This window comes from Mesorhizobium sp. M7A.F.Ca.US.006.01.1.1 (assembly GCF_003997935.1).
Lineage (GTDB): Bacteria > Pseudomonadota > Alphaproteobacteria > Rhizobiales > Rhizobiaceae > Mesorhizobium.
Genome location: NZ_RZQL01000008.1, coordinates 1 through 24,110 on the forward strand (window position 1 = coordinate 1; position 24,110 = coordinate 24,110).

Consider the following 24,110-nt stretch of genomic DNA (forward strand, 5'->3'; position numbering starts at 1 on the left):
CCGAGTATGGACGCTATCGCCTGCAATCGGCTGGCGCCGACGCGGTTGGTGCCTTTTTCATATTTCTGAATCTGTTGAAATGTGATGCCGAGGTTTTCTCCCAGCTTTTCCTGGCTCATTCCCAGCATGTTACGGCGAAGCCGGATGCGACTGCCAACATGGATGTCGATCGGATTCGGTTTCTTCTTGTTATCTTCTGTCATTTTTTCCTCGCCGAATTTTTTCGGCTTTCTCTATTTTTTTCTCGCCCAAACAAAGCCGGAGGCAACTGCCCCAACAGAACGATCCACCGGCTTCGAGAAATTTTCAGGCACTTACAGTATGAGTTTCTAATGTGTTGGCTGTCAATTCACCCGTAGCCTTTGCCTTACGTTCAACAGCGCTGCCCCAACGGCAAACAGCAACATGATCAGCATTCCGTTAATGCGCCGTTGGCCGGGAGATATGAGCGCCTGTCCGGAAATCGGTATGTGGGCATCGATGGCGCCGCGTGCGTCGATCGCCAGCGCATCGACGATGCGCCCGCGCGGATCGACGACGGCCGAGATGCCGTTGTTGGCAGCACGTACCAATGGCAATCCATTTTCCACCGCGCGGATCTGGGCCTGCCTGAAATGCTGATACGGACCCGGCGTGTCGCCGAACCACGCATCGTTGGTAACGTTCACAATAAGCTGCGCTGACGCAGCGTCAACTGCCACAAGATCGGGAAAGATCACTTCATAGCAGATAAATGGCAGAGCACGGATGCCATCGGGCAGCGTGATGGCGTGCCGCTCATTGCCGGCCGCGAAACTCATTGGCCCGGCAACCAGTTGCTCGATGCCGAAACGCTGGAGCAGATCGGCGAAAGGCAGGTATTCGCCGAACGGCACCAGGTGAACCTTGTCGACTGCGTCCGTGATTTCACCCTTGTCGTCGATCGCCACCACAGAGTTGTAGTAACGGCTGTCGGCATTCGCCGCCGAACCGCCTTCCTCGCGAACGACGCCGGCAATCAGCATCTGGTCGGGTCCGAGCATGTCCCCCAGCGCCGTCAATGCGTCTGGACGCTCGGTGAAGAGGAAAGGTACCGAGGTTTCGGGCCACAGGATCAGTTGCGGCTTTTGATGGCCTGGGTCCGGCGCCTTGGCCGAGAGCCCCATCAGGACCGCGAAGATGCGGTCGCGCACCGAGGCATCCCACTTTTCCGACAGGTCCACGGCCGGCTGGACGATGCGGACATCCAGGCTGCGTGAAGCTGGCGGTTCGGGAGCGGCAAGCCTGACATAGCCGAAGCCGACATGGGCGGCGGCGAGCACGACAAACAGTGCCGCGCCGAGGCGCAGGTGCCGACGTGCCGCCAGCAGTGCCGGCAATGCGAAGACGAACACCGCGAGCGCGTTCATGCCGATCATGCCCGTCACCGAGACGCTCTGCATCAGCAGCGGCACGGGCATGGCCGCGTAGCCGACGGCATTCCAGGGAAAACCGGTGAACAGGAAATCGCGCAGCCATTCCGCCAGGCCGAATCCGAAGGCAAGGGCGGCGATGCGGCCAATGTCGTTGCTCCACAGCAGCCGGGCAACGATTGCCGCAAAGCCGTAGAAAAAGGCGAGCATGAAAGGAATGCCGACCACCGCGAAGGGAAGCGCCCAGGCAAAGTTGTCGGCCTCGACCAGCAGCGCCGAGCCGATCCACCAGAGGCCGGCGAGGAAATAGCCGAAACCGAACCACCAACCGACGGCGAAAGCCGGCCGCAGACGCCGGAACAAGCTGCCGGAAGCTTCGCCGGTGGCGCCGTCGAGCAGCCAGACCAGCAGCGGAAACGAGACGAAACAGGCAGCGAAGAAGTCGTAAGGCGCCTGCCCAAGCACGGCAAAAGCGCCTGCGAGAAACGCCACGAGCGCACGCCGCCAACCCCAAAGCAGAATTATCCGGCCGGTGAGGCGCTCCATGCATACTTCCGAGTCGCGAATCAGGACACAAGATTTAACAGGCTGCGCTCCGCGCTCCAAACGGCGGATGGACTGGCTGTGATGCACAGTTCCGGCCCTGCCCTACCGGTGCCAACCCTCGATTTGAACGCCCCCCAGCCGCTCGGCCTCCTCGCGCGGAACCGAACGGATGGTCTGCGTGAAGGTCCAGACATGGCCCTCAGGGTCGCGGGCACGATACTGGCGCTCACCGTAGAACTGATCCGCCGGCTCCTGGATTATATCAGCCTCGGCAGCCCGCGCCTTCTCGCAATGCGCATCCAGGCCGCGCTTCAGCCTGACATAGATCGACTGCGTGTTCCTGCCCGAGACCGAAGCCGGGCTGGCGACGTAATCGCTCCATTCGGAATCGACGATGATGTAGCTGTCGCCGAATCGCATCTCTGCATGGACGAGTTTTCCCTCAGCATCGCTGACCACCATGCTACGCTCAAAGCCAAATGCTGCTTCAAGCCAGTCCAGCGCGGCGCGAGGGTCCTTGTAGAAGACACCGGACCCCAGCGTGGAATGCTTGAAGGGGTCTTCGACAGTCATCGGGCGAGCGAAACACTTACGCCTGTTCGGTTCGCGCGGTGGCGCGCCGGCGGCGCTCGCCTTTCTGGCTCTGCACGATGCGCACGCGCTTGACGCGGCGCGGATCGGCGTCGAGGACGTGGAATTCGAAGCCGGGTATGGCCTGGACCACCTCGCCGCGGGCCGGAACACGGCCAAGCGTGTTGAAAATCATGCCGCCGATCGTGTCGACATATTCGCCATGTTCACCGGCGGCGAAATCCCCGCCGATCATCTTGGCGACGTCGTCGATCTCGGCCTTGCCATCGACGATGAACACGCCGTCGCCGCTCTGGGTGATCATCGGCTCGTCGTCGTCATGTTCGTCCTCGATGTCGCCGACCACCATCTCGACGATGTCTTCCAGCGAGGCAAGGCCGTCGGTGCCGCCATACTCGTCGATGACCAGCGCCATCTGGGTGCGCGTCGTCTGCATGCGGCCCATCAGGTCGGAGGCAAGCATCGACGGCGGCACGAACAGCACCGGGCGGATCAGATTGAGGTCGCCAATGGTGCGGGCGAGGTCGACCTGGGCAAGATCGAGAACCGTGGCGGCGGGGGTTTTCCTGGTCGTGCGGCCCTTCTTGACGCGCGCGATCTTGGTGATGTGGGCCAGCACGTCACGAATATGGACCATCCCGCGTGGATCGTCGAGCGTCTCGGAATAGACGGGCATGCGGGAATGGCCGGATTGTTCGAAAGTGCCCAGGAGATCGCCGAGCGTCGTCGTGATTTCGACCCCCTGAATGTCGGCGCGCGGTACCATGACGTCCTCGACGCGCACTTCGCGCAGCCGCAGGATGTTGTTGAGCATGGCGCGTTCGCCGGGCGAGAAGGCGCCGGCATCGCTCGTCGTCTCGGCAAGCGCGCCGGCGATTTCCTCACGCAGGCTGGTTCCGTTGCGTTGCCGAAACAGGCCCAGAACGCGGTCGAACAGGGAGGGACCGGCGGGCGATGTCTCGCTGGCAGCGCTGCCGGTGCCGGCGGCAGCAGAGGTACTGCTAGCGCCAGAGGTAACGGTACTCGGACTTGATCCCTCTTCCGACGTATCGGAAGCCTTGGTCGCACTGCCGGCGTCGGGGCGGGCGGCAGTCTCTGGTTTGTCGTTCATCGTCGTCCGGTCAATTGGTCAGATGTAGTTACGCGTAGGGGTCGGGAATGGCAAGCCTTGCAAGCGCCGCGCGTTCGACGGCTTCCATCGCCTCGGCCTCGGCCTCGGTCTCGTGATCGTAGCCCAGCAGATGCAGCAGGCCGTGGATGACGAGATGGGTGATATGGTTCTCGACAGGCTTGTCTTCCAGTGCCGCTTCATGGGCGACCGTTTCGGCGGCCAGCACGATGTCGCCCAGCATCGGCGGCAACGGACCGCCTTGCGCAAACGGAAAAGCCGGGAAAGACAAGACGTTGGTCGGTTTGTCCTTGCCACGCCAGCCGGCGTTGAGAACCTGGATATGGGCATCGTCGGTAAAAACGAGGCTGAGTTCGGAACGGCCCGCCACGCCGGTTTCGGCAAAAGCCGCCTTGACGGCGCGATCGACCAGCCGCGTCAGGCCTGCCTCGTCGGGCCAGTTGCCCGCCTCAATCGATATGTCGATGTCGACGGGAACATTCCCGTCGCCGGATATTATGTCCTCAGGCATGAAGCCGCATCGCCAACATCAATTCTCGGCGCCGAGGCCACGAGCCAGCTTGGCGTCCCGGTCGTAGGCCCTGACGATTTCCGCCACCAGCGGATGGCGGACCACGTCGCCGTCGTTGAAGCGCACGGTGACCGCACCCGCCACGCCGTCCAGCACCCGCAAGGCTTCGACCAGGCCCGATTTGGTGTTCGAGGGAAGGTCGATCTGGGTCGGGTCGCCGGTGACGATCATGCGCGAGTTTTCGCCCAGACGCGTCAGGAACATCTTCATCTGCATCGGCGTGGTGTTCTGCGCCTCGTCGAGGATGACGGCGGCATGCGCCAGCGTGCGGCCGCGCATGAAGGCGAGCGGTGCGATCTCGATCACTTCGGCGGCAATGGCGCGCTCGACCTTGTCGGCGGGCATCATGTCGTAGAGCGCATCATAGAGCGGTCGCAGATAGGGATCGACCTTCTCCTTCATGTCGCCAGGCAGGAAGCCGAGCCGTTCGCCGGCCTCGACCGCCGGCCGCGAGAGGATGATGCGCTCGACCATGCCGCGCTCGAGCAGCATCGCCGCATGCGCCACCGCCAGATAGGTCTTGCCGGTGCCGGCCGGGCCGATGCCGAACACCAGTTCCGACCGTTCCAGCGCCCGCATATAGGCGTCCTGGTTGAGCGAGCGGGCATAGATCGTCTTCTTGCGGGTGGCGATCTGGGCGGCGGAGACCTTGCCCTTGCGCTCCAACGTCGGCAGGGTCAGCTGATCGTCGGCGGCGATCGCCATGCGCACGGCGCCGTCGACGTCGGACTGGCCGATGTCGACGCCCTTCTGGAGAATGCCGTAGAGATTGTCGAGCGCACGGCGCGCCTGCTCGGCGGCCGATGCCGAGCCCTTGATGGTCAGTTGGTTGCCGCGTGAGCGGATGTCGACGCCAAGCTTCTGCTCCAGCCTAGCGAGGTTTTCGTCGAACTGACCGTAAAGGGCGCTGGCAAGCTTGTTGTTGTCGAAAGTCAGAACGATGTGCGCCATGTCAGAAGCCCCAGATGCCGGTACCGGGGGCAGGTTCTTCAGCTCTGCTGCGCTCAACCGTCTCTCCTCATCTGCCGAGACCCCTCAGGCCAATTCGGCGAACAGGCTATTGTAGCCCGTCTTCGTGATTCGCACCTGGATAATGTCACCGATTTCGCCGGCCTTTTCATCAACAATAACCGGCTGCAGCCAAGGTGAGCGGCCAACCTTCTGGCCGGCCTGACGGCCGGGCTTCTCGATCAGCGTGTCGATGGTGGTTCCGACGAGGCTCAAACCAAAATCCTGCTGCTGGTTCACAAGCAGAGCCTGCAGTCTCTGCAAGCGCTCGTCCTTGACCGTTTCCGGCACATGGTCGGGCATTTCGGCGCCCGGCGTGCCCGGACGCGGCGAATATTTGAACGAAAAGGCCGAGGCGTAATTGACCTGGCGCACCAGTTCCATGGTCGCCTCGAAATCCGCTTCTGTCTCGCCGGGAAAGCCGACGATGAAGTCGCCGGAGAGCGCGATGTCGGGCCGCGCGGTACGAATACGGTCGAGCAGCGCCAGATAATCCCTCGCCGTGTGCCGGCGATTCATCGCCTTGAGGATGCGGTCGGAGCCTGATTGCACCGGCAGATGCAGATAGGGCATCAACGACGGCAGATCGCGATGGGCCGCTATCAGCTCGTCATCCATGTCGCGCGGGTGGCTGGTGGTGTAGCGCAGACGCGCCAGCCCGGGAATTTCGGCCAGCCTGAACAGCAGGCGGCCAAGGCCCCACTCCTGGCCGTTCTCGCCCTGGCCATGCCAGGCATTGACGTTCTGGCCAAGCAGCGTCACTTCCCGCACGCCGGCTTCGGCCAGGCGCTCAGCCTCCGCGACAATCTGCGCCACCGGCCGGGAGACTTCGGAGCCCCTTGTGTAGGGCACAACGCAAAAGGTGCAGAACTTGTCGCAGCCTTCCTGCACGGTGAGGAAGGCGGTGACGCCGCGCTTGATGACCTCCGCGCGCTTGGGCTGCGGCAGATGCTCGAACTTGTCCTCGATGGCGTAGTCGGTCTCGACGATCTTTTCGCCGCCGCGCACCCGGGCCAGCACGTCGGGAAGCCGGTGATAAGTCTGCGGGCCGATGACCAGGTCGACGGCCGGCGAACGGCGGATGATCTCGGCGCCTTCGGCCTGCGCCACACAGCCGGCGACGCCGATCAGCATCTCGCGGCCGGCCAGGGCACGTTCGGCCTTCATATCGCGGATACGGCCAAGCTCGGAATAGACCTTTTCGGCCGCCTTCTCCCTGATATGACAGGTGTTCAGCAGCACAAGGTCAGCCTCGCCAATGGCATCGGTCGCGGAATAGCCGTCGGCAGCCAGCGCATCGGCCATACGCTGTGAATCATAGACATTCATCTGGCAGCCATAGGTCTTGATGAAGACCTTTCTCGCTGCCGCGGAAAGCACCGCCGGCTGTCCAGCCGTAGTGCCGATGTCGTCGCTTTCTATCGTGTTCAAGTCCATAAGGCGGCTTCTAGCGCCTTTCCGTGACAAAAAACAGACGATTCTCGGCCCGCGCCAGCAAGGGCATGCCGGGGCTAGCGGCTCGGCTGCGGGTCGGCAAGCGCCGCCTGCATCATCTCACGCACCTGGCTTTCCATCAGTTTCGACGTCTCCTTGCGGTTCGAACCCTTGGAAAAGGCGATTGCCTCGCCGAAATGCACCTCGACGTCGAGCGCGCCCTCCGCCAGCAATACCTTGAGATGCGGCATCAAATCCTCATCGCCGATCCAGGCGGCAAGCGGGCGATGCCGGCGGCCGAGCGGCACGCCGTGCAGACGCGTATAGGCGATCGCCACCGGCTGGATGAACACCTGTTCCGCCGCGCCTTCCGAAATCGCCATCGAGGCGGCGCCGAACAGCGTGCTCTTGAACGGCAGGACCATATTGCCGTCGCCGGTCGAGCCCTCGGCAAACAGCACCATCGCATCGCCCTTGGCCATGCGGCTGGCAATCTCGCTTGCCTGGTCGCCCGACGAACGCTTGCGCTCGCGCTCGATGAACACGGTGCGCTGCAGCTTCGACAGCATGCCGATCAGCGGCCAGCCTTCCATATCCGCCCTGGCGATGAACTTTACGTCGGCAAAAGAACCGAGCACCATGATGTCGGTCCAGGAGATGTGATTGGACGCAACCAGCAGCGGGCGCTTGTCGGACAGCGTTCCCTTGACATGGATGCGCATGCCGAGCGCCCTGATGATCAGCCTGTGCCAGATCTTGAGGATGAAGGTTTCCGGCCACCAGCCGGTCTTCATCGACAGTATCTGTAACGGCACGAGGACCAGCGAACCGGCGACAACGAGGCCCAGTGCCAGGAAAATCCTGATTTTCTTGATCATCGCCCCATCCCGGCCGTCTCGCTAGCGAAGATCGCGGCGCATGACAAGCGCGCCGGTCGGTCCGTGTTCGGCCGACCTGTAGTAATTCGGCCGCTTGCCGACCTCGCGGAAGCCCAGCCGGCGATAAAGCGCGATCGCCGCGACATTGGTCTCGTCGACCTCGAGGAACAGCGCTTCGGCGCGCTGCGCGTGCAGTTCGCGCAACACCGCGTCCATCAATTGCCAGCCCAGCCCCTGCCGGCGATGCGATCGCGCCACCGCGACGGTCAGGATCTCGCCCTCGCCTGCCGCAAGCCGCGCCAGCACGAAGCCGACGGGCGGCTTGGAGCCCTGTCCGGTTTCGCGCGCGGCATAGCCGAACACAGTGTCCTGTTCGAGCAGGGCCGCGAATTCGCCATCGGTCCAGGGGCGGACAAAGTCCTCGCGGTGCAGCAGCGAGACCGCCGGACTGTCGGCGATCCTCAGCGGCTCGAGCGCATAGTCCCGGCGGCGTGGTTGGAGAAAAGGTATGCGCATCTAATTTTTGTTTTCTTGTTTGACCATGACCTCTTCCGAAAACCGGCTCCCACTTTTCGGGATCATGGTCTGATCCTTGAAAGAATGAACCCGGCCTGCGGCTTGGCGTCGGCGCCGCGCAGATAGAGTGGTTTCGGCCGTTCGCCCGCGCCCTTGGCGGCAGCCAGGCGGGCGTAGGTGACAATGTCGGCGGTGGCCGTCCGAGGGCCGACATCGAATTTGCGCCCGGCCGATGCGCTGATGAGCGCTGCCGCGGTGCCGGCAAGCACCGGAGACGTTTCCATCGCCATGGCCACCACGTCAGCCAGCGTGGCCACGGCCGGACCGTAAGTCAAGACTGACATTTTGTCGTAAAAGGCCGCGTGGATCTCCTCACGGCCGGCATCGAGCGCCGCCAGCACGGCGCGACCGGGAAATGCCGCTGATGCTTCGGCGGCCAGCGCCTCCAGTGTCGTCACCCCGATTGCGGGTATCTTCAGCGCCAGCGCCAGCCCACGCGCGGTCGAGACGCCGACGCGCAGACCGGTGAAGGAACCGGGGCCGACAGAGACGGCAATGGCGCCAAGACCGGCATAGTCGGTTGCGCTTGCCTCCAGCGCTTCGGCGATGACCGCCATCAGATGCTCGGCATGGCCCTTGCCGAGATCGAGCACCGAACGGCCAAGCTCCCGCTTCGCCGTCGCGTCATAGACGCTAGCAGCGCAGAGGTTGGCGGCACAGTCGATGGCAAGCAAATTCATGAAACGCCCGGTTCGAAAAACAATTCCCTGTGCCCGCCACGGCCCGCCACCGCAAGGGGATAGTGCATAATTCGTTAAGCGGCTTCGCTTGTAGCCTATGCGGCCTGTTCGATGCGCAGCATGTGGTTGTCCCAGACATAGTCCGGTTCGGAGCGTGTCGCACCGCTGCCCTCGACGATCTCGCCGGCGCCGGTGGTGGCCATGAAGCCGGTTCTGTCGGGCGCCACGCCGCAGACCTCGACCAGCGCGCTGTTCGCGACGACCCGGCCGCTGGCCGCATCGATGACGACAAGCGAATTGCCTTCCGGCGAAGAGACCGCGACGGTGCCGGCAGCCGGATTGGCGGCGACCGAGCCTATGTAGTTGCGGAAGCCGGACAAAACGTCCTGCGGCATGTCGAGCAGCTGCAGATCCTTGCCGCGCGTGGCGCGGCCGACCAGCAACGGACGATCGGTGCCCGGCCCCCTGTACTGGCAGCCGAACCAGACGGTTCCGGACGGATCGGTGTCCATGTGGCGGATCGACAGCTGATGCAGTGCGGCCGGCAATTCGTGCTTCTCGACAAGGTTGCCGGTTATGCGGTCTATCAGCACGTAGGACGGCTTCATGGTGGCGATGTTGAGCTCGGCACGGCCGTAATCCGGATGGGTCTCGATGCCGCCATTTGCAACCGCAATCGTCCTGCCATCGCCCAGGAGCAGAAGCTCGTGCGGACCCATGCCATAGGTCGGGAACTCGCCGACACGGCTGAATTTCGCCCGCGCATCGTACACGCCGACGACGCCTGCGGCGTTGTCGAAGTCGTTTTCGGTGGCATAGAGCAGCGCCCCGTCGGCCGAGAACACGCCATGGCCGAAGAAATGCCGACCGGGGATGCTGGCGATGGTCAACGGCGCGTCACGGCCCGAGTGATCGAAAACCACGGCGAAGGTGCCGGGCTGGCGCGCGAAGACCACCGAGCGTTTCGATATGGGATCGAAGGTGACATCGTGGCCGCGATCGGGCAGGTCGATCGCATGCAGGACTTTGCCGGCCTGGGACAGGACGGCAGCGCCAAAGCTGCCGTCGCGTTTGACGAAAGCGGTGGCGAAGACGGCGTCGGCCGCAAGCGTCGTTGCCCAAGCCGATGGCGCCATCGCGGCCATGAAGCCAACGCCTGCAGCTCTCAGGAAATCGCGGCGATCTATCAGAGCGGTTTTCAATTCAGTCCCCATCCAGCGAGGAGAAGCCAGCGGTCAGGCCGAATTCAGCGGTCAACCTGGTGCCGATCAGGGTCGACAGGCTGGAGGTGATCAGCGCGAAATGGTCGAGTTTGTCACGCAGCGCCGGATCGGCAAGCGCCTTGTCGATTGGACCGCTGATGGCCTTGGCGGTGGCGACGCCGTTGACCAGCTGGATGTGGATCGATTCGGCCATCCAGCGCGCATCGGCCGGCAGGGCGTCGCCAAGTTTCGAGGCCTGGAACAGCGTATCGATGCCGGAGAGATTGCCGGCCAGTGACGCGGTGGTGTTTTGCGAGCGCCAATAAATCGCTTGCTTCGGCTTGTCCGCGCCCGGCTTGCCGCCGAAAAACCCTTTCAGGCGCACGTCGCGCACCATTTCCAGCTCGTTGATGAAGACGCCGACCAGTTCGGTCACCGCTTCATTGCCGTCGCGGTAGAGCGCGTTCTGCGGCCCCGGATTGGCCCAAAGCGCTGCAAAGCCGTCCGGCTTGTTCCAGGCGGCGCTGACCTCACCGGCCATGGTTTCGATGTTGCCGGCAACAGCAGTGCCATAAGCGCAGCGGTAGGGATCATCCTTGCCGGCAAGTGCATCGGCGCCGTCGCCATAAAGAACGAATTCGAGCGCGCCCAGCCCCTGCATGGCAACGCTCTTGCCGGCCAGTTGTGCCGGATCGGTGGCGGTTGGATCTTTGGCCGACAGCGCCGCCTGCACCTGCTTCAGGCCAATGCTCTTGCGATCCGGCCAGAACAGCATGCGTTCCAGCCGGTTGTTCTCCTTGATCGGCCCGAAGCTGATGATTTCGGCTGACGACCAGGCATAGACGGTGGCGGAGAATTCGGCGCGTGCGGCATCGAGTTCTCCTTGCGAGGGCGTGACGCACAGCTTGCGCATGGATCCGGTCAAGGCTTCCGCATGCTCGTGCAGGCCGGCATAGGCCGGGCGGACGAAGCCATCGATCGCCCGCTGGATGATGTCGGAGGCTTTGACCGCCGCCGACGCAGGGACAACGCCCAGCAGGGCCAGCGGAAGAACGAGAAACAATGCAGAACGCTTGAACATCACAGTGACTCCAGGAATTTGAGCAGCGCGTCGCGCTCAGTCGCACTGGCGGCGGCAAAGCGGTCGCGCGCTTTCTGCGCCTCGCCGCCATGCCACAGGATCGCCTCGGTCAGGCTGCGCGCGCGCCCGTCATGCAGGAAGAAGGAATTGCCGTTGACCGTCTCGGTCAGGCCGATGCCCCACAGCGGCGGCGTGCGCCACTCATTGCCCGTCGCATCGCCCACAGCCTGGCCATCGGCCAGATCAGGCCCCATGTCGTGCAGCAGGAAGTCGGAATAGGGCCAGATCAACTGGAAGGCCTGCGCCTTGTTGGGCGTATCGCGGCGCGTGACGAATTTCGGTGTGTGGCAGGCAATGCAGCCGATCTCGTAGAATGTTTTTTTGCCCGCGAGCACGTCCGGCCGGTCGAGGCCGCGGCGCGCCGGCACGGCCAGGTTCTGCGAATAGAAGGTGACGAGATCCATCACCGGCGGCGGCGCCTCGACCGGGCCGAGACGCTGCTGCACGCCGTTCGGCATGGCGAGGCATTTGGCTTGCGCGGCAGTGCAGTCGCCCCAGTGTTTCGGCTCTTCGGGCGTCGAGATGCCGATGTCGCCGGCAAAGGCATCCGCCGCCTGCTGGCGGATCGAAGCAGTCTGCGCCTTCCAGCCGAAGCGGCCGAGCGTCAGTTCCCCGTTCAGGCTATCGCGCACGATGTTCGGCCTGCCGGAAATGCCGTCGCCGTCCCTGTCGTCCGGATCGGCGTGGGCGAGAATATCAGCCGGCGCGATCTGTTCGATCAGGCCCAGGCCGATCATTGGCGGCGTCAGCCGCGGCGACAGCGTGGTGCGCGGATCGATTGGTCCATAGGCAGCATCGACAACCGAATAGCCCGGCTTGCGCAAGGAGATTACAGTGCCGTCCGTCAGCTCTACCTTACGTTCCTGATAGTCGACATGCATCCTGCCTTCACCGGGCAGGCCGGGTACGGCGAGCTCCTGCAATTGCATGCCGTAGACCGGGTCGGGGAAGTTGAGCACCTCGTGGTCGGCAAGCGCCGCCTTCTCTTCGACGCTGCTGGCGTCGCGGGCCAGCCGCAGGAACATCGACGTGGTGCCGGCGTCGCCTTGCGGCGGACGGCCGCGGCCGTCCTTCAGATGGCAGTTCTGGCAGGCACGTTCGTTGAACAGCGGGCCGAGCCCGTCCGAAGCCTGCGTCGAGGATGGCGACGAGACCCAGTTCTTGCGGAAAAGGGCATTGCCGAGCTTGAAGTCGCCCTCTTCCTCGAAGGTGATGTTGGCCGAGGATTGCGAGAAGGAATCGCGGCTGACGTCCTTTCGGGACGTGCCGGCGCCACCTTGCATCAGTTCGAACTGCTCGGGTTTGGAAAAATCCGACGTCGGCCTGGTGATGGCGGTGACGCGCGCCTGATCCTTCGCATTGAGGTCGGTGCGCGTGGTGGCGAGGCCGGCAGGTTGAAGATCACCAGCCATCGCCGAAGAGGTAAGCGCCAACATGAGGATGACACCGCGCCGACGCGCCAATCCGGCCGGCGTCTTCTCAGGGAGCGGCGAGCGATTGGCCCGCCGCGAGCGGCGCACGAATTCTAACAGGCGCCGCATTCCCGCATGCCTTTACTCCGCCTCGTCCGCCGATGCGGCGTTGAGCTGGCCGTATTTTTCCTCGCCGATCGAGGCAAGCAGGTCGAGCTGCGTCTCGAGGAAGTCGATGTGACCCTCTTCGTCGGCCAGCAATTCCTCGAACAGCTTCATCGTCACGTAGTCGCCAGCGTCGTTGCAGATTTCGCGCGAGCGCTTGTAGGCGGTACGTGCGTCATATTCGCCGGCAAGGTCGGATTCGAGCACTTCCTTGACGTTCTGCCCGATGCGCAGCGGCGCCACGGACTGCAGGTTCGGATGGCCTTCGAGGAAGATGATGCGGGCGACGAGCTTGTCGGCATGGTGCATCTCCTCGATCGATTCAGCCCGCTCCTTCTTTGCCAGCTTGGCGTATCCCCAGTCCTCAAGCAGACGGAAATGCACCCAGTACTGATTGACGGCCCCAAGCTCCAGAAAAAGGGCCTCGTTAAGCCGCTCGATGATCTGCGGATCGCCTTTCATGAATTCTGCTCCCGTATTGGATGCGCAGGCCTCTGACGCGATCCAGGTGTGAAACGACATCCACGCCGCTCGCCTCCGAGCGGGCGTGGTAATTTTCGGTGACCCGAATGATCGTTTCCACCACATTTGGGAAGCAGCCGCAACAGCGACCGCGCTTTTGCATTGCATGATAGATCTTCGCCGGCACGATCAGTTGCCAGGGATCCTGGTCCAGCAGCCCGACGATCGTCTGCTCGATCTCCTTCTCGGTGATGATATTGCAATGACAAATCAGCATTGGCTTGCTCGGCTGGCTGACGGCGTCTCCCGCGCCGTTTGGCTTGATCTTCTGGCGGAGACCGTTCCAAAGCCGGTTGTCCGGCTCCGGATCAGTCTCCGTCGTTTACCCTTACTTGAACACCTTGTCCGGCGCGTCGAGGCTGTCGGACCCTTCGAAGGCGATGGTGCTGAGCTTCAGGGAGCCGACGGCGCGCTCAATCGACTTGGTCTGATCGATCAGCGCATCGATCGCCGCCTGCACGGTGGCGTTGCCCTCAATGTTGCCCTCGGCGATCTGCTGATCATAGGCCTCGCCGGCCAGTGCACGCGCCTTGATCGCCTCCATCTTGGCGACCGAAACATCGAGCTTGTCGGACAGTTCCTTGTCGATCGCCGGATCGGCCGCCTTCACCATGTCGGCCACCGAGGGCCCCGCTACGACAGTGCCGTCGAGCCTGGTATAGCTGGCGTGGTAGGCCGCGCGAATGCCGATGGCGTCGTAGAGATGCGAATTGTAGGTGTTGTCGGAGAAGCAATCGTGCTCCTCTTCCGGATCATGCAGCAGCAGGCCGAGCTTCATGCGCTCGCCGGCCAGTTCGCCGTAGGACAGCGAGCCCATGCCGGTGAAGATCGTCGAGATCGCCGTGTTCGGCTCGCCATCGACAAGAGCCTTGCGGGCGGCGCCGTCTTCCTTCCAGTTGCCGACCATCTCCTGAAGATCCGAAACCAGAAGGTCGCTGGCCGATTTCAGATACTCGGCGCGGCGGTCGCAATTGCCGCCGGTGCAGTTATTGAGGTCGTAGTCGGTGAAGGGGCGCTCGCCGGCACCCGGGCCGGTGCCATGCAGGTCCTGGCCCCAGAGCAGGAATTCGATGGCGTGATAGCCGGTGGCTACATTGGCCTCGATACCGCCGGCTCCCTGCAGCGTGCCGGAGAGGAATTCCGGCGAAAGCTTCGATGCATCGACCTTCTTGCCGTTGATCTCGATCTCCTTGTTGGCGATCACATTGGCCGTGTAGAGCGCGTTCGCGTCCGATTCGGTGCCGTAGCTCTTGGCGACGTAGTCGATCAAGCCTTCATCCAGCGGCCAGGAATTCACCTTGCCTTCCCAGTCGTCGACGATCTTGTTGCCGAAGCGGTAGACCTCGGTCTGCTGGTAGGGAACGCGCGATGCTTTCCAGGCGTCACGGGCAGCGTTGAGGGTTTCCACCGATGGCGTGGCGAGCAGCGCGTCGATCGCCTTGTCGAGCGCCTGCGCGGTGGTCAGCGAATCCTCGTATTTGGCGAGCGCAATGTCGGAATAGGTCTTGATGACCGCCTTTGCATCGGTTTCCGCCTTTGCCGGCAACACGAATACCGCCGCCGTCAGCAGGGCAGTGGCGCCGATCGCCGCAAGCCTGCTGCCATATCGTGCTGTCATAATCACTCTCCAGTTTCTCGGAAATTCTGTAAACGGCGCGCACAGCAACCGGCGCCAGGCCATCTGCGGGCCATTGGGCGCAAGAGATGCCGCGCCATCGCGCGGTTCGCGGAAGAAAGACACCAAAATGCCTCCAATCGAAAGGGTTCAAGGCCCAGACATTAAAGGGATGCGCTGACGCGCGAGCTTCCATAAAGCTGCGACACCATCGGATGTCAATGACAATCCGCAAGAAAAGTCAATTGAAACAACACTTTAGAATTATTCTAAACTGCAACTGTCAACTTTATGCATTTTCCTGCACCGGTCTTGCCGCTGAACTGTGCGATTGACAGCCGCCATCCCGGATGCGACCCGCAAAAGCTCGCTTGCAGCGGTGCCAGACAATTGCCATCTGGCGGAACATCCTAGGGTCGAATCGGGATTGAGTGCGATGAAGAACGGTGTGGTCATTGTCGGCGCGGGTCATGCGGGCGTGCAAGCGGCCGCAAGTCTGCGCGAGGACGGCTATGACGGGCCGGTGATCCTCGTCGGAGATGAGGACGAACTTCCCTACCACAAGCCGCCGCTGTCGAAGACCTTCATCAAGGATACCGAGGCCAAGCCACAACCCTTGCGTGGCGAGGCCTTCTACACCGGCAGCGCTATCGACTACCGGCCTGGCGTCAAGATCGATCGCATCGATGCCGGACGCAGCAGCTTGGATATTGCCGGCGGTGGTGCGCTTGCCTTCGATCACCTGATCCTGGCGACAGGCTCGCGCCCGCGCACGCTGCCGCTGCCCGGTGCCGATCTGTCCGGTGTGCTGTCCCTGCGCTCGCTGGCCGATGCGCGGCTGATCCGCGACCTCAGCGCGCAAAGCGACGAGGTCGTCATCCTCGGCGGCGGTTTCATCGGGCTGGAGATCGCAGCCACGTTGCGGGCCGCCGGCCGCACGGTGACAGTGGTCGAGGCGGTGGACCGGCTGCTCGGCCGCGCCGTGGCGCCGGTGGTGGCGAGCCACGTCCGGCAACGGCTGGAAGCGACGGGCGTGCGCATCCTCGCCGGCACCTCGATCGCCAAGCTCGATGGCGAAAACGGTCATGTCGTGGCCGCGATCACCTCGTCAGGCGAAAGGCTGCCGGCGCGCATGGTCATCGTCGGCATTGGTGCCGTGCCGAATGTCGAACTGGCGCAGGCTGCCGGCCTCGGCATCGCCAACGGCATTCGCGTCGATCATCAGATGCGCACGTCGGTGCCGGAGATTCTCGCTATTGGCGATGCTGCCTCCTACCGTCACTGGTTCACCGGCGGCGAGGTGCGGCTGGAATCGGTGCAGAATGCCACCGATCAGGCGCGGCTTGCCGCGCGCACGATATCGGGCCATGCCGACGCCTATTCGGCGGTGCCATGGTTCTGGTCCGACATCGGCGACATGAAGCTGCAGATGGTCGGCCTGACCGCCGGCGGCGACAGCCATGTCGTGCTGGGCGACCTGCCCGACAACAAATTCTCGATCTACCACTATGCCGGCGATCGGCTGCTCGGCATCGAATCGGTCAACCGCCCCGGCGACCACATGCTTGGCCGCAAGATGCTCGGCGCCGGCTTCTCGCCGACGTCGGAAACGGTGGCCGCCGGCCCCGAGGGGCTGAAAGCGGCACTTGCCGCGTTTCAGAATATGGAGCCGGCCAAGGCCAGCGCGTAGGCTTGCCAATTTTTGCCATACGAAATAAAATGCCTGAATGAGCACCATGAATATCTCACTGCCCGACAGCTTGAAGCATTTTGTCGATCAGCAGGTGACGGATCGCGGCTATGGCACGAGCAGCGAGTATGTGCGTGAATTGATCCGCCATGATCAAGATCGTCAACTTCTGCGCGGTTTGCTCCTCGAGGGCGCATCATCGGCGCCGGGCGCTCCGGTAGACGATGACTATTTCGCCGCCCTGCGAAAACGAGCGCAGGGCCAATAAATTAGGTGACGAAGGCAATTGTTCCTCGAAAGCTTGCTCTGCGGGATATCGAGGACGCCGTTGATTACTATGCACGCGAAGTTGGTTCGCATATGGCGTTGGGCTATGTCGAGGATCTTCAAAACGCCTACAAACTGATAGCGAGCCACCCGGCATCTGGCTCTCTGAGGTATGCCTACGAAATTGAATTGCCTGGTCTGCGCAGTGTGCAACTCAAGCGCTATCCATATCTGATTTTCTATCTTGAGCAGCCCGATCATATCGATGTGTGGCGAGTGCTGCACGCCAAGCGGGACATTCCCGCCTGGCTACAGAACCCAAGCTCGTGACGGCAGCTTTTCTCGTTTTGAGGTAGGCCCGCAGGAGAATGGGCGCCGCCCTTTCAGGCGGCGCAGACTTCGCGGATCGAGCTTTCCAGAATGTCCAGCGCCTCGTTCATGACGCCGTCCTGGATGGTGATCGGGGCGAGGAAACGGATGACGTTGCCGTAGACGCCGCAGGTCAACAGGATCAGGCCCTTGTCGAGTGCCTTCAGCCGGATCGCATTGGCGATCTCGGCCGACGGCAGGCCCTTCTTGACGTCGTTGAACTCGACCGCATTCATGAAGCCGAGGCCTCTGATGTCGACGATCTCGGGCACGTCGTCACGGATCGACTGCAGCCGCTGCTTCAGCCTTGCGCCCAGCGTGTTGGCGCGGTCGCACAGGTTTTCGTCCTCGATCACGTCGAGCACGGCGTGCGCGGCGGCAACGCCGATCGGGCTGCCGCCATAGGTGCCGCCGAGCCCGCCGGGGCCGGGCGCATCCATGATTTCGGCGCGGCCGGTGACCGCCGCCAGCGGGAAACCGCCGGCCAGGCTCTTGGCCATGGTGGTGATGTCGGCGGCCACCTCATGGTGATCCATCGCAAACATCTTGCCGGTGCGGGCAAAGCCGGTCTGCACTTCGTCGGCGATCAGCAGCATGCCGTGCTGGTCGCAAAGCTTGCGCAGCGCAACCAGGAAGTCACGCGGCGCGTCGTAGAAGCCGCCCTCGCCCTGAACCGGCTCGATGATGATGGCGGCGACGCGGGCCGGATCGACATCGGCCTTGAACAGCCGGTCGAGCGCGGCCAGGGAGTCGGCGACCGAGACACCGTGCAGCGGCACAGGGAACGGCGCATGATAGACGTCGCCCGGCATGGCGCCGAAGCCGACCTTGTAGGGCACGACCTTGCCGGTCAGCGCCATGCCCATGAAGGTGCGGCCATGGAAGCCGCCGGCGAAGGCGATGACCGCCTGACGGCCGGTGGCATTGCGGGCGATCTTGATGGCGTTCTCTACCGCCTCGGCCCCGGTGGTGACGAAGATCGTCTTCTTCTCGAACTTGCCGGGCAACATGCCGTTCAGCCGTTCGGCCAGGCGCACATAGCTCTCATAGGGCACCACCTGGTGGCAGGTGTGGGTGAAGCGGTCGAGCTGTGCCTTGACCGCCTCGATCACCCTGGGATGGCGATGCCCGGTGTTGACGACGGCGATGCCCGACGAGAAATCGATATAGCGACGCCCCTCGACATCCCAGATTTCCGAATTTTCAGCCCGGTCGGCATAGATCTGCGTGGTCATGCCGACGCCGCGGGAAATCGATTGGTTCTTGCGTTCGGAAATGGCTGAATTCTTCATGATATCCTCACCGGGCCGGCGCCCGTCCTGTTTGATGCCGTTGAGGCGTCTTCTGACCTTATTTCACGTTTTCCTCAAGTCGGCACCACCGGCAGGCTATTGGGCCTGCGGTGAGGCAGATCCCGGCGCTTAACCAGTCAGGCGATACACGTACGAGACCGGTTTTCCTTTTCCCGGGGATCGACTATCCTCTGGATGTCCGCAAGGTATCGCGCTCAGCGAGCTGCCCGCGGCTGGGGGAGCCCATGAGCAGGAACGCGACATCGTCCGTCTCGCCGCCATTGGTCAAAACCCCCTGCCTGTCTTCTTTTCCGATCGCCTCGGTGCTTTTCGCTTGCACGGCGGCCCTTCTGCTAACCGGCTGCCAGAAGCAGGAGGCGGCGGCCAAAAAACTGCCCATCATGGTGCGCACCGAGACGGTGGCGATGGCCAACTATGCGCCGAGAACCTCGCTGACCGGCGTGATCGCCGCGCGCACGCTGAACAATCTGTCGTTCCGGGTCGGCGGCCGCGTCGCCGAGCGGCTTGTCGATGTCGGCCAGCATGTCGATCAAGGCACTGTGCTTGCCCGAATCGATCCGCAGGAGCAGGAATCCGATTTGCGCTCGGCGCAGGCCGATCTCGACGCGGCACAGGCGCAATTGACCCAGTCCGCCGCCGCCTTCGAGCGGCAGAAGACGCTGCTCGCCCAGGGTTTTACGACCAGGCGCGATTATGACGCCGCCGACCAGGCGCTGAAGGTCGCGCAAGGCAGCGTCGACGCAGCGCAGAGCGCTTTCGCCAACGCCCAGCAAAACCTTTCCTTCACCGAGCTCAAGGCCGGTGCCGCGGGCGTGATCACGGCCCGCCAGGTCGAAGCCGGCCAGGTGGTGCAAGCCGCACAAACCGTCTTCACCGTCGCCGAGGACGGCGACCGCGACGCGGTGTTCAACGTGCAGGAGACGCTGGTTGCCAAGACGCCGGCATCGCCTGCGGTGACGATCACGCTGTTGTCCGACCCGCAGATCAGGGCGACGGGCAAGGTGCGCGAAATCTCGCCGGCGGTCGACCCTGCTTCCGGCTCGATCCGGGTCAAGGTCGCCATTCCCGACACGCCCGCCGGCATGCCACTAGGCGCGGCTGTCATCGGCTCGGTCAGCGCCAAGCCGGCAAAGGCGATCCTGCTGCCCTGGCAGGCGCTGACGTCCAGCGCCGGCAAGCCGGCAGTCTGGATCGTCGACCCCGCGACCAAGGCGGTGGCAATGGCGCCGGTCGAGGTGCTGGCGTTCGATTCCGGCACGGTCGTGATCGCAAAGGGGCTGGATGAGGGCCAAAGCGTCGTCACATCGGGCGGACAGTTACTCAGTCCCGGACAAACGATCGAAATATCGGGAGCGAGCCAATGAGCCGGCTGCCACCCATCCTGCTCGGTGTGCTTGTGCTCGGCACGCTCGCCTCCTGCTCGAAGTCCGATGAAAAGCCGCCCGAGATCATCCGGCCGGTGCTGTCGGTGGTGATCGAGCCACGCACCACCCAGGTCTTCGGCTTCGCCGGTTCAGTCGAACCGCAGGTCAGCGCCGATCTGGCCTTCCGCCTGCTTGGTCGGGTCGTCTCGCGCGATGTCAATGTGGGCGACATCGTCAGCAAGGGCACGACCATCGCCGCACTTGATCCGACTGCGCTGGAGCTGGCCGTCCAGGCGGCAAAGGCGGAGCTCTCCAATGCCGAGGCGCAATTCGCCAACGCTGCCGCCAGTGAAGAACGGCAGCGCCAGCTGCTTGCCTCGGCCAACACATCTCAGGCTGTCTTCGATGCTGCGCAGCAGGCACGCAAAGCCGCGGAGGCCGGCGTCGAGCGGGCCAAGGCTTCGTTGGCCAAATCGCAGGAACAGCAGGGGTATGCCAGGCTGTTCTCTGATTTCGACGGTGTTGTCACCGCCGTTGGCGCCGAGGTCGGCCAGACCGTCTCACCCGGCCAGACGGTCGTCACCGTAGCGCGTTCGGACCTGCGCGAGGCGGTCGTCGACATTCCCGACCAATTGACCGGTGATCTCGCGGCCGGCACGCCGTTCCAGGTCATCCTGCAATCGCTGCCGACAATTCAGACAGAGGCCAAGCTGCGCGAGATCGCGCCACAGTCCGAAGGCTCGACCCGCACGCGACGCGTCAAGCTGACGCTCACCGATCCACCACAGGCTTTCCGGCTCGGCTCGACGGTGACGGCGACCCGCGTGACCAAGGTGGCACCGACGATCGAACTGCCCATGTCGGCGCTGCTCGAAAAGAACGGCTCCGCGAAAGTGTGGATCGTCGACCCGCAGACATCCAGCGTGAACGCACGCGACATAAAGATCGCGTCGAAGAATGGCGGCACCTTCACGGTGGCCGAGGGGCTGGAGGCCGGCATGCGTGTTGTCACGGCGGGCGTCCACAGCCTGAGCGAAGGTCAGAAGGTGACAGTGCCCGAGGGAGGCGCCTCATGAAAGGCTTCAATCTCTCCGACTGGGCGCTCAACCACCGCTCCGTGGTCTGGTATTTCATGCTGGTCTTCGTCGTGGCCGGCGTGTTCTCCTACCTCAATCTCGGCCGTGAAGAAGACCCCAACTTCACCATCAAGACGATGATCATTCAGGCCAACTGGCCGGGCGCTTCGGTCAAGGAAACCGTGCAGCAGGTGACCGACCGTATCGAGAAGAAACTCGAGGAACTCGACAGCCTCGACTATACCAAGTCCGTCACCACGGCCGGCCAGACCGTCATCTTCGTCAACCTGAAGGACACCACCAAGGCACGCGATGTCGTGCCGAACTGGATTCAGGTGCGCAACATGGTCAACGACATCGGGGCGCAGTTTCCGCAAGGCGTGCAGGGACCGTTCTTCAACGACCGCTTCGGCGATGTCTATGGCAACATCTACGCCTTCACATCGGACGGGCTGACGCCGCGCCAGTTGCGCGACTATGTCGAGGACGCCAGAACGAAAATCCTGACCGTGCCCAACGCCGGCAAGGTCGACCTGGTCGGCGCCCAGGACGAGGCGATCTATCTCGAATTCTCGACCCGCCAGATCGCCGCCCTCGGCCTCAACCAGCAAGCGATCGTCGCCAGCCTGCAGGCGCAGAACGCGATCACGCCGTCCGGCGTCATCCAGTCCGGGCCGGAGCGCATCAGCGTGCGTGTCGGCGGGCAGTTCACGTCCGAGGAAAGCCTGCGCGCCATCAATCTGCGCGTCAACGACCGCTTCTTCCGCCTGAGCGACGTGGCGACGATCACGCGCGGCTATGCCGATCCGCCAACGGCGCTGTTCCGCTTCAACGGCCAGGACGCGATCGGGCTCGCCATCGGCATGAAACCCAACGCCAATCTGCTCGAATTCGGCGAGGCGCTGCACAAGGAGATGAACAAGGTGCTGGCCGACCTGCCGGTCGGCGTCGGCGTGCATCTGGTGGCCGACCAGCCGGTCATTGTCGAGGAGGCCGTCTCGGGCTTTACGCGCGCGCTGTTCGAGGCGGTGGCGATCGTGCTCGCGGTGTCGTTCATCAGCCTCGGCATGCGCGCCGGCTTCGTCGTGGCGCTGTCGATCCCGCTGGTGCTGGCCATCACCTTCACGGTCATGGCCTATCTCGGCATTTCGCTGCAGCGTATTTCCCTGGGTGCGCTGATCATCGCGCTCGGGCTTCTGGTCGACGACGCGATGATCGCGGTCGAGATGATGGTGGCGCGACTGGAGGTCGGCGACAATCTGCGCAAGGCTGCGACCTATGTCTACACATCGACCGCCTTTCCGATGCTGACCGGTACGCTGGTGACGGTCGCCGGCTTCATCCCGATCGGCCTCAACAACAGCGCCGCCGGCGAATATACCTTCACCCTATTCGTGGTCATCGCCGTTTCGCTGCTGGTGTCATGGATCGTGGCGGTGCTGTTTGCGCCACTGCTCGGCGTCACCATCCTGCCGGCGACGATGAAAACCAAGCATCACGACCAGCCGGGCCGCTTCACCTCGCTGTTCCGGCGCGTGCTTGTCGGCTCGGTGCGCCATCACTGGCTGACCATCATCGCCACGGTGCTGTTGTTTGCTGGCTCGATCGCCGGCTTCGGCCTGGTACAGCAGCAGTTCTTTCCACCTTCCGACCGGCCGGAGCTGATCGTCGACTGGAACCTGCCGCAGAATTCTTCGATCGCCGACACGCGCGACCAGATGGAGCGCTTCGAGCAGCGGGCGCTGGTCGGCAATCCCGACATCGACCATTTTTCGTCCTATATCGGCCAGGGTGCGGTCCGTTTTGTGCTCGCCTATGACGTGCAGCCGGCCAATCCCTATTTCGGCCAGACCGTCATCGTCACCAAGAGCATCGAAGCCCGTAACCGGGTCAAGCCGGCGCTTGAAAAACTGCTGCGCGAGGAGTTCGTCGGCACCGACGCGTTCGTCAAGCCGCTCGAACTCGGACCGCCGGTCGGCCGCCCGGTGCAGTATCGTGTCGGCGGTCCCGACATCCAGACGGTGCGCGAACTGGCGCAGCAATTCGCCGGTGTCATCTCCGCCAATCCAAAGTTGGCCGCGCCGACCTTCGACTGGAATGAGCCGCAGCGCGTGCTGAGGGTCGACGTGCTGCAGGACAAGGCACGCCAGCTCGGCATCACCTCTTCCGACATCGCCAGCGCGCTCAACAGCACGGTCGGCGGCGCCACCATCACGCAGGTGCGCGACGCCACCTATCTGATCAATGTCGTGGCGCGCTCGCGTGGGTCAGAACGCGGCTCGATCGAAACCTTGCAAAACATGCAGCTGCCGACCAGTACCGGCGAGGCGATCCCGCTCGCGGCAGTCGCCAACTTCCGCTACGATCTGGAGCAGCCGACGGTGTGGCGACGCGACCGCATCCCGACGATCACCGTGCGCGCCGGACTGGTCGGCGACGTGCTGCCGGCCACCGTCGTCAACGAACTGAAACCATCGGTCGATGCCTTCATCGCCAAGCTGCCGCCGGGCTATTCGATCGCCACCGCCGGCTCGGTCGAGGAGAGCGGCAAAAGCCAGGGACCGATCGCCGCCGTGGTGCCGTTGATGCTGTTCGTGATGGCGACGATCCTGATGGTGCAATTGCAAAGCTTCCAGCGCCTGTTCCTTGTGGTGGCGGTGGCGCCACTGGGCCTGATCGGCGTGGTGGCGGCCCTTGTGCCGAGCGGAGCACCGCTCGGCTTCGTCGCCATCCTCGGCGTGCTGGCGCTGATCGGCATCCTGATCCGCAATTCGGTCATCCTGATCGTGCAGATCGAGGATCTTGTGCGGGAGGGCAAGGACCGCTGGGCGGCGGTCATCGAAGCGACCGAACACCGCATGCGGCCGATCGCGCTGACGGCGGCGGCCGCCAGCCTGGCGCTGATCCCGATCGCGCGCGAAGTGTTCTGGGGGCCGATGGCCTATGCCATGATGGGCGGCATCATTGCCGGCACGGCGATTACGCTGCTGTTCCTGCCGGCGCTTTATGTGACGTGGTTCAGGATCAAGGAGCCGAAGCAGGGGTCGGAAGGTGCTGAACCGGCAGGTGACGCGATTACGGAAGGCGGCCCAGCCTAAGGACAAGTTGCGATTGACGTCGAGTTCCGTGGCGCCCCCCTCTGCCCTGCCGGGCATCTCCCCCTCAAGGGG

At 63.4% G+C, this 24,110-nt stretch carries 23 protein-coding genes; 6 read left to right on the forward strand and 17 right to left on the reverse strand.

What is annotated here, in order from left to right; translation table 11 throughout:
- The 16 genes from EN943_RS02790 to EN943_RS02865 form a co-directional block, all read right to left on the reverse strand.
- Window positions 1–203, reverse strand: a 203-nt coding sequence (locus tag EN943_RS02790; RefSeq protein WP_164778052.1) for a helix-turn-helix transcriptional regulator, incomplete at its 3' end; no start/stop codon positions are given.
- Between the two features lie 141 nt (window positions 204–344).
- Window positions 345–1,937: an apolipoprotein N-acyltransferase gene (lnt, locus tag EN943_RS02795; protein WP_127411408.1), complete on the reverse strand. Its 1,593-nt coding sequence runs from the start codon at window positions 1,935–1,937 to the stop codon at window positions 345–347.
- Window positions 1,938–2,039: 102 nt separating this feature from the next.
- Window positions 2,040–2,510: a VOC family protein gene (locus tag EN943_RS02800; protein ID WP_127411409.1), complete on the reverse strand. Its 471-nt coding sequence runs from the start codon at window positions 2,508–2,510 to the stop codon at window positions 2,040–2,042.
- A 16-nt stretch (window positions 2,511–2,526) separates the two neighbouring features.
- A complete protein-coding gene (locus EN943_RS02805; RefSeq protein ID WP_127411410.1) occupies window positions 2,527–3,639 on the reverse strand; it encodes a hemolysin family protein in 1,113 nt (370 codons plus the stop codon).
- Window positions 3,640–3,667: 28 nt separating this feature from the next.
- Window positions 3,668–4,168, reverse strand: coding sequence for an rRNA maturation RNase YbeY (gene ybeY / locus EN943_RS02810; RefSeq protein ID WP_127411411.1), 501 nt, complete (start codon window positions 4,166–4,168; stop codon window positions 3,668–3,670).
- Between the two features lie 18 nt (window positions 4,169–4,186).
- A complete protein-coding gene (locus tag EN943_RS02815) occupies window positions 4,187–5,179 on the reverse strand; it encodes a PhoH family protein (protein WP_023758127.1) in 993 nt (330 codons plus the stop codon).
- Window positions 5,180–5,263: 84 nt separating this feature from the next.
- Window positions 5,264–6,673, reverse strand: a complete 1,410-nt coding sequence (miaB, locus tag EN943_RS02820; RefSeq protein WP_127411412.1) for a tRNA (N6-isopentenyl adenosine(37)-C2)-methylthiotransferase MiaB — start codon at window positions 6,671–6,673, stop codon at window positions 5,264–5,266.
- 74 nt (window positions 6,674–6,747) lie between these two features.
- Entirely contained in the window at window positions 6,748–7,548 is an 801-nt protein-coding gene (locus EN943_RS02825) for a 1-acyl-sn-glycerol-3-phosphate acyltransferase (RefSeq protein ID WP_127411413.1), read from the reverse strand.
- Between the two features lie 21 nt (window positions 7,549–7,569).
- Window positions 7,570–8,064, reverse strand: a complete 495-nt coding sequence (gene rimI, locus EN943_RS02830; protein WP_024503455.1) for a ribosomal protein S18-alanine N-acetyltransferase — start codon at window positions 8,062–8,064, stop codon at window positions 7,570–7,572.
- Between the two features lie 62 nt (window positions 8,065–8,126).
- Window positions 8,127–8,804: a tRNA (adenosine(37)-N6)-threonylcarbamoyltransferase complex dimerization subunit type 1 TsaB gene (tsaB, locus tag EN943_RS02835; protein WP_127411414.1), complete on the reverse strand. Its 678-nt coding sequence runs from the start codon at window positions 8,802–8,804 to the stop codon at window positions 8,127–8,129.
- 95 nt (window positions 8,805–8,899) lie between these two features.
- Complete coding sequence (locus tag EN943_RS02840; protein WP_127411415.1) at window positions 8,900–10,006, reverse strand: DUF1513 domain-containing protein; 1,107 nt, start codon at window positions 10,004–10,006, stop codon at window positions 8,900–8,902.
- A 1-nt stretch (window position 10,007) separates the two neighbouring features.
- Window positions 10,008–11,087, reverse strand: a complete 1,080-nt coding sequence (locus EN943_RS02845) for an imelysin family protein (protein ID WP_127411416.1) — start codon at window positions 11,085–11,087, stop codon at window positions 10,008–10,010.
- Window positions 11,087–12,688, reverse strand: coding sequence for a di-heme oxidoredictase family protein (locus tag EN943_RS02850; RefSeq protein WP_127411417.1), 1,602 nt, complete (start codon window positions 12,686–12,688; stop codon window positions 11,087–11,089). The genes EN943_RS02845 and EN943_RS02850 overlap by 1 nt, the downstream gene beginning before the upstream one ends.
- Window positions 12,689–12,700: 12 nt before the next feature.
- Window positions 12,701–13,186: a bacterioferritin gene (gene bfr, locus EN943_RS02855; RefSeq protein ID WP_013527914.1), complete on the reverse strand. Its 486-nt coding sequence runs from the start codon at window positions 13,184–13,186 to the stop codon at window positions 12,701–12,703.
- Window positions 13,152–13,463, reverse strand: a complete 312-nt coding sequence (locus EN943_RS02860; protein WP_013527915.1) for a (2Fe-2S)-binding protein — start codon at window positions 13,461–13,463, stop codon at window positions 13,152–13,154. Before EN943_RS02860 ends, bfr begins: the two co-directional genes overlap by 35 nt.
- Before the next feature lie 111 nt (window positions 13,464–13,574).
- Entirely contained in the window at window positions 13,575–14,864 is a 1,290-nt protein-coding gene (locus tag EN943_RS02865) for an imelysin family protein (protein WP_127411418.1), read from the reverse strand.
- A 433-nt stretch (window positions 14,865–15,297) separates the two neighbouring features.
- Here EN943_RS02865 and EN943_RS02870 point away from each other — a divergent pair, with 433 nt between their 5' ends.
- The 3 genes from EN943_RS02870 to EN943_RS02880 are packed head-to-tail and all read left to right on the forward strand — an operon-like array spanning window position 15,298 to window position 17,148.
- Window positions 15,298–16,551, forward strand: a complete 1,254-nt coding sequence (locus EN943_RS02870) for an FAD-dependent oxidoreductase (RefSeq protein WP_127411419.1) — start codon at window positions 15,298–15,300, stop codon at window positions 16,549–16,551.
- 37 nt (window positions 16,552–16,588) lie between these two features.
- Window positions 16,589–16,819 carry a type II toxin-antitoxin system ParD family antitoxin gene (locus EN943_RS02875; RefSeq protein ID WP_027061046.1) on the forward strand — a complete coding sequence of 77 codons (231 nt, stop codon included), beginning with the start codon at window positions 16,589–16,591 and terminating at the stop codon, window positions 16,817–16,819.
- A 5-nt stretch (window positions 16,820–16,824) separates the two neighbouring features.
- Window positions 16,825–17,148 carry a type II toxin-antitoxin system RelE/ParE family toxin gene (locus tag EN943_RS02880; RefSeq protein WP_127411420.1) on the forward strand — a complete coding sequence of 108 codons (324 nt, stop codon included), beginning with the start codon at window positions 16,825–16,827 and terminating at the stop codon, window positions 17,146–17,148.
- Between the two features lie 53 nt (window positions 17,149–17,201).
- On the opposite strand, the gene EN943_RS02885 is transcribed toward EN943_RS02880, so the two are convergent.
- Complete coding sequence (locus EN943_RS02885) at window positions 17,202–18,479, reverse strand: 4-aminobutyrate--2-oxoglutarate transaminase (RefSeq protein WP_127411421.1); 1,278 nt, start codon at window positions 18,477–18,479, stop codon at window positions 17,202–17,204.
- 245 nt (window positions 18,480–18,724) lie between these two features.
- Between EN943_RS02885 and EN943_RS02890 the strand changes: the two genes are divergently transcribed.
- The 3 genes from EN943_RS02890 to EN943_RS02900 are packed head-to-tail and all read left to right on the forward strand — an operon-like array spanning window position 18,725 to window position 24,038.
- Window positions 18,725–19,864: an efflux RND transporter periplasmic adaptor subunit gene (locus EN943_RS02890; protein WP_127411422.1), complete on the forward strand. Its 1,140-nt coding sequence runs from the start codon at window positions 18,725–18,727 to the stop codon at window positions 19,862–19,864.
- On the forward strand, window positions 19,861–20,940 hold the full coding sequence (locus EN943_RS02895) for an efflux RND transporter periplasmic adaptor subunit (RefSeq protein WP_127411423.1): 1,080 nt from the start codon (window positions 19,861–19,863) through the stop codon (window positions 20,938–20,940). The genes EN943_RS02890 and EN943_RS02895 overlap by 4 nt, the downstream gene beginning before the upstream one ends.
- A complete protein-coding gene (locus EN943_RS02900) occupies window positions 20,937–24,038 on the forward strand; it encodes an efflux RND transporter permease subunit (RefSeq protein ID WP_127411424.1) in 3,102 nt (1,033 codons plus the stop codon). Before EN943_RS02895 ends, EN943_RS02900 begins: the two co-directional genes overlap by 4 nt.
- The last annotated feature ends 72 nt before the right edge of the window (window positions 24,039–24,110 follow it).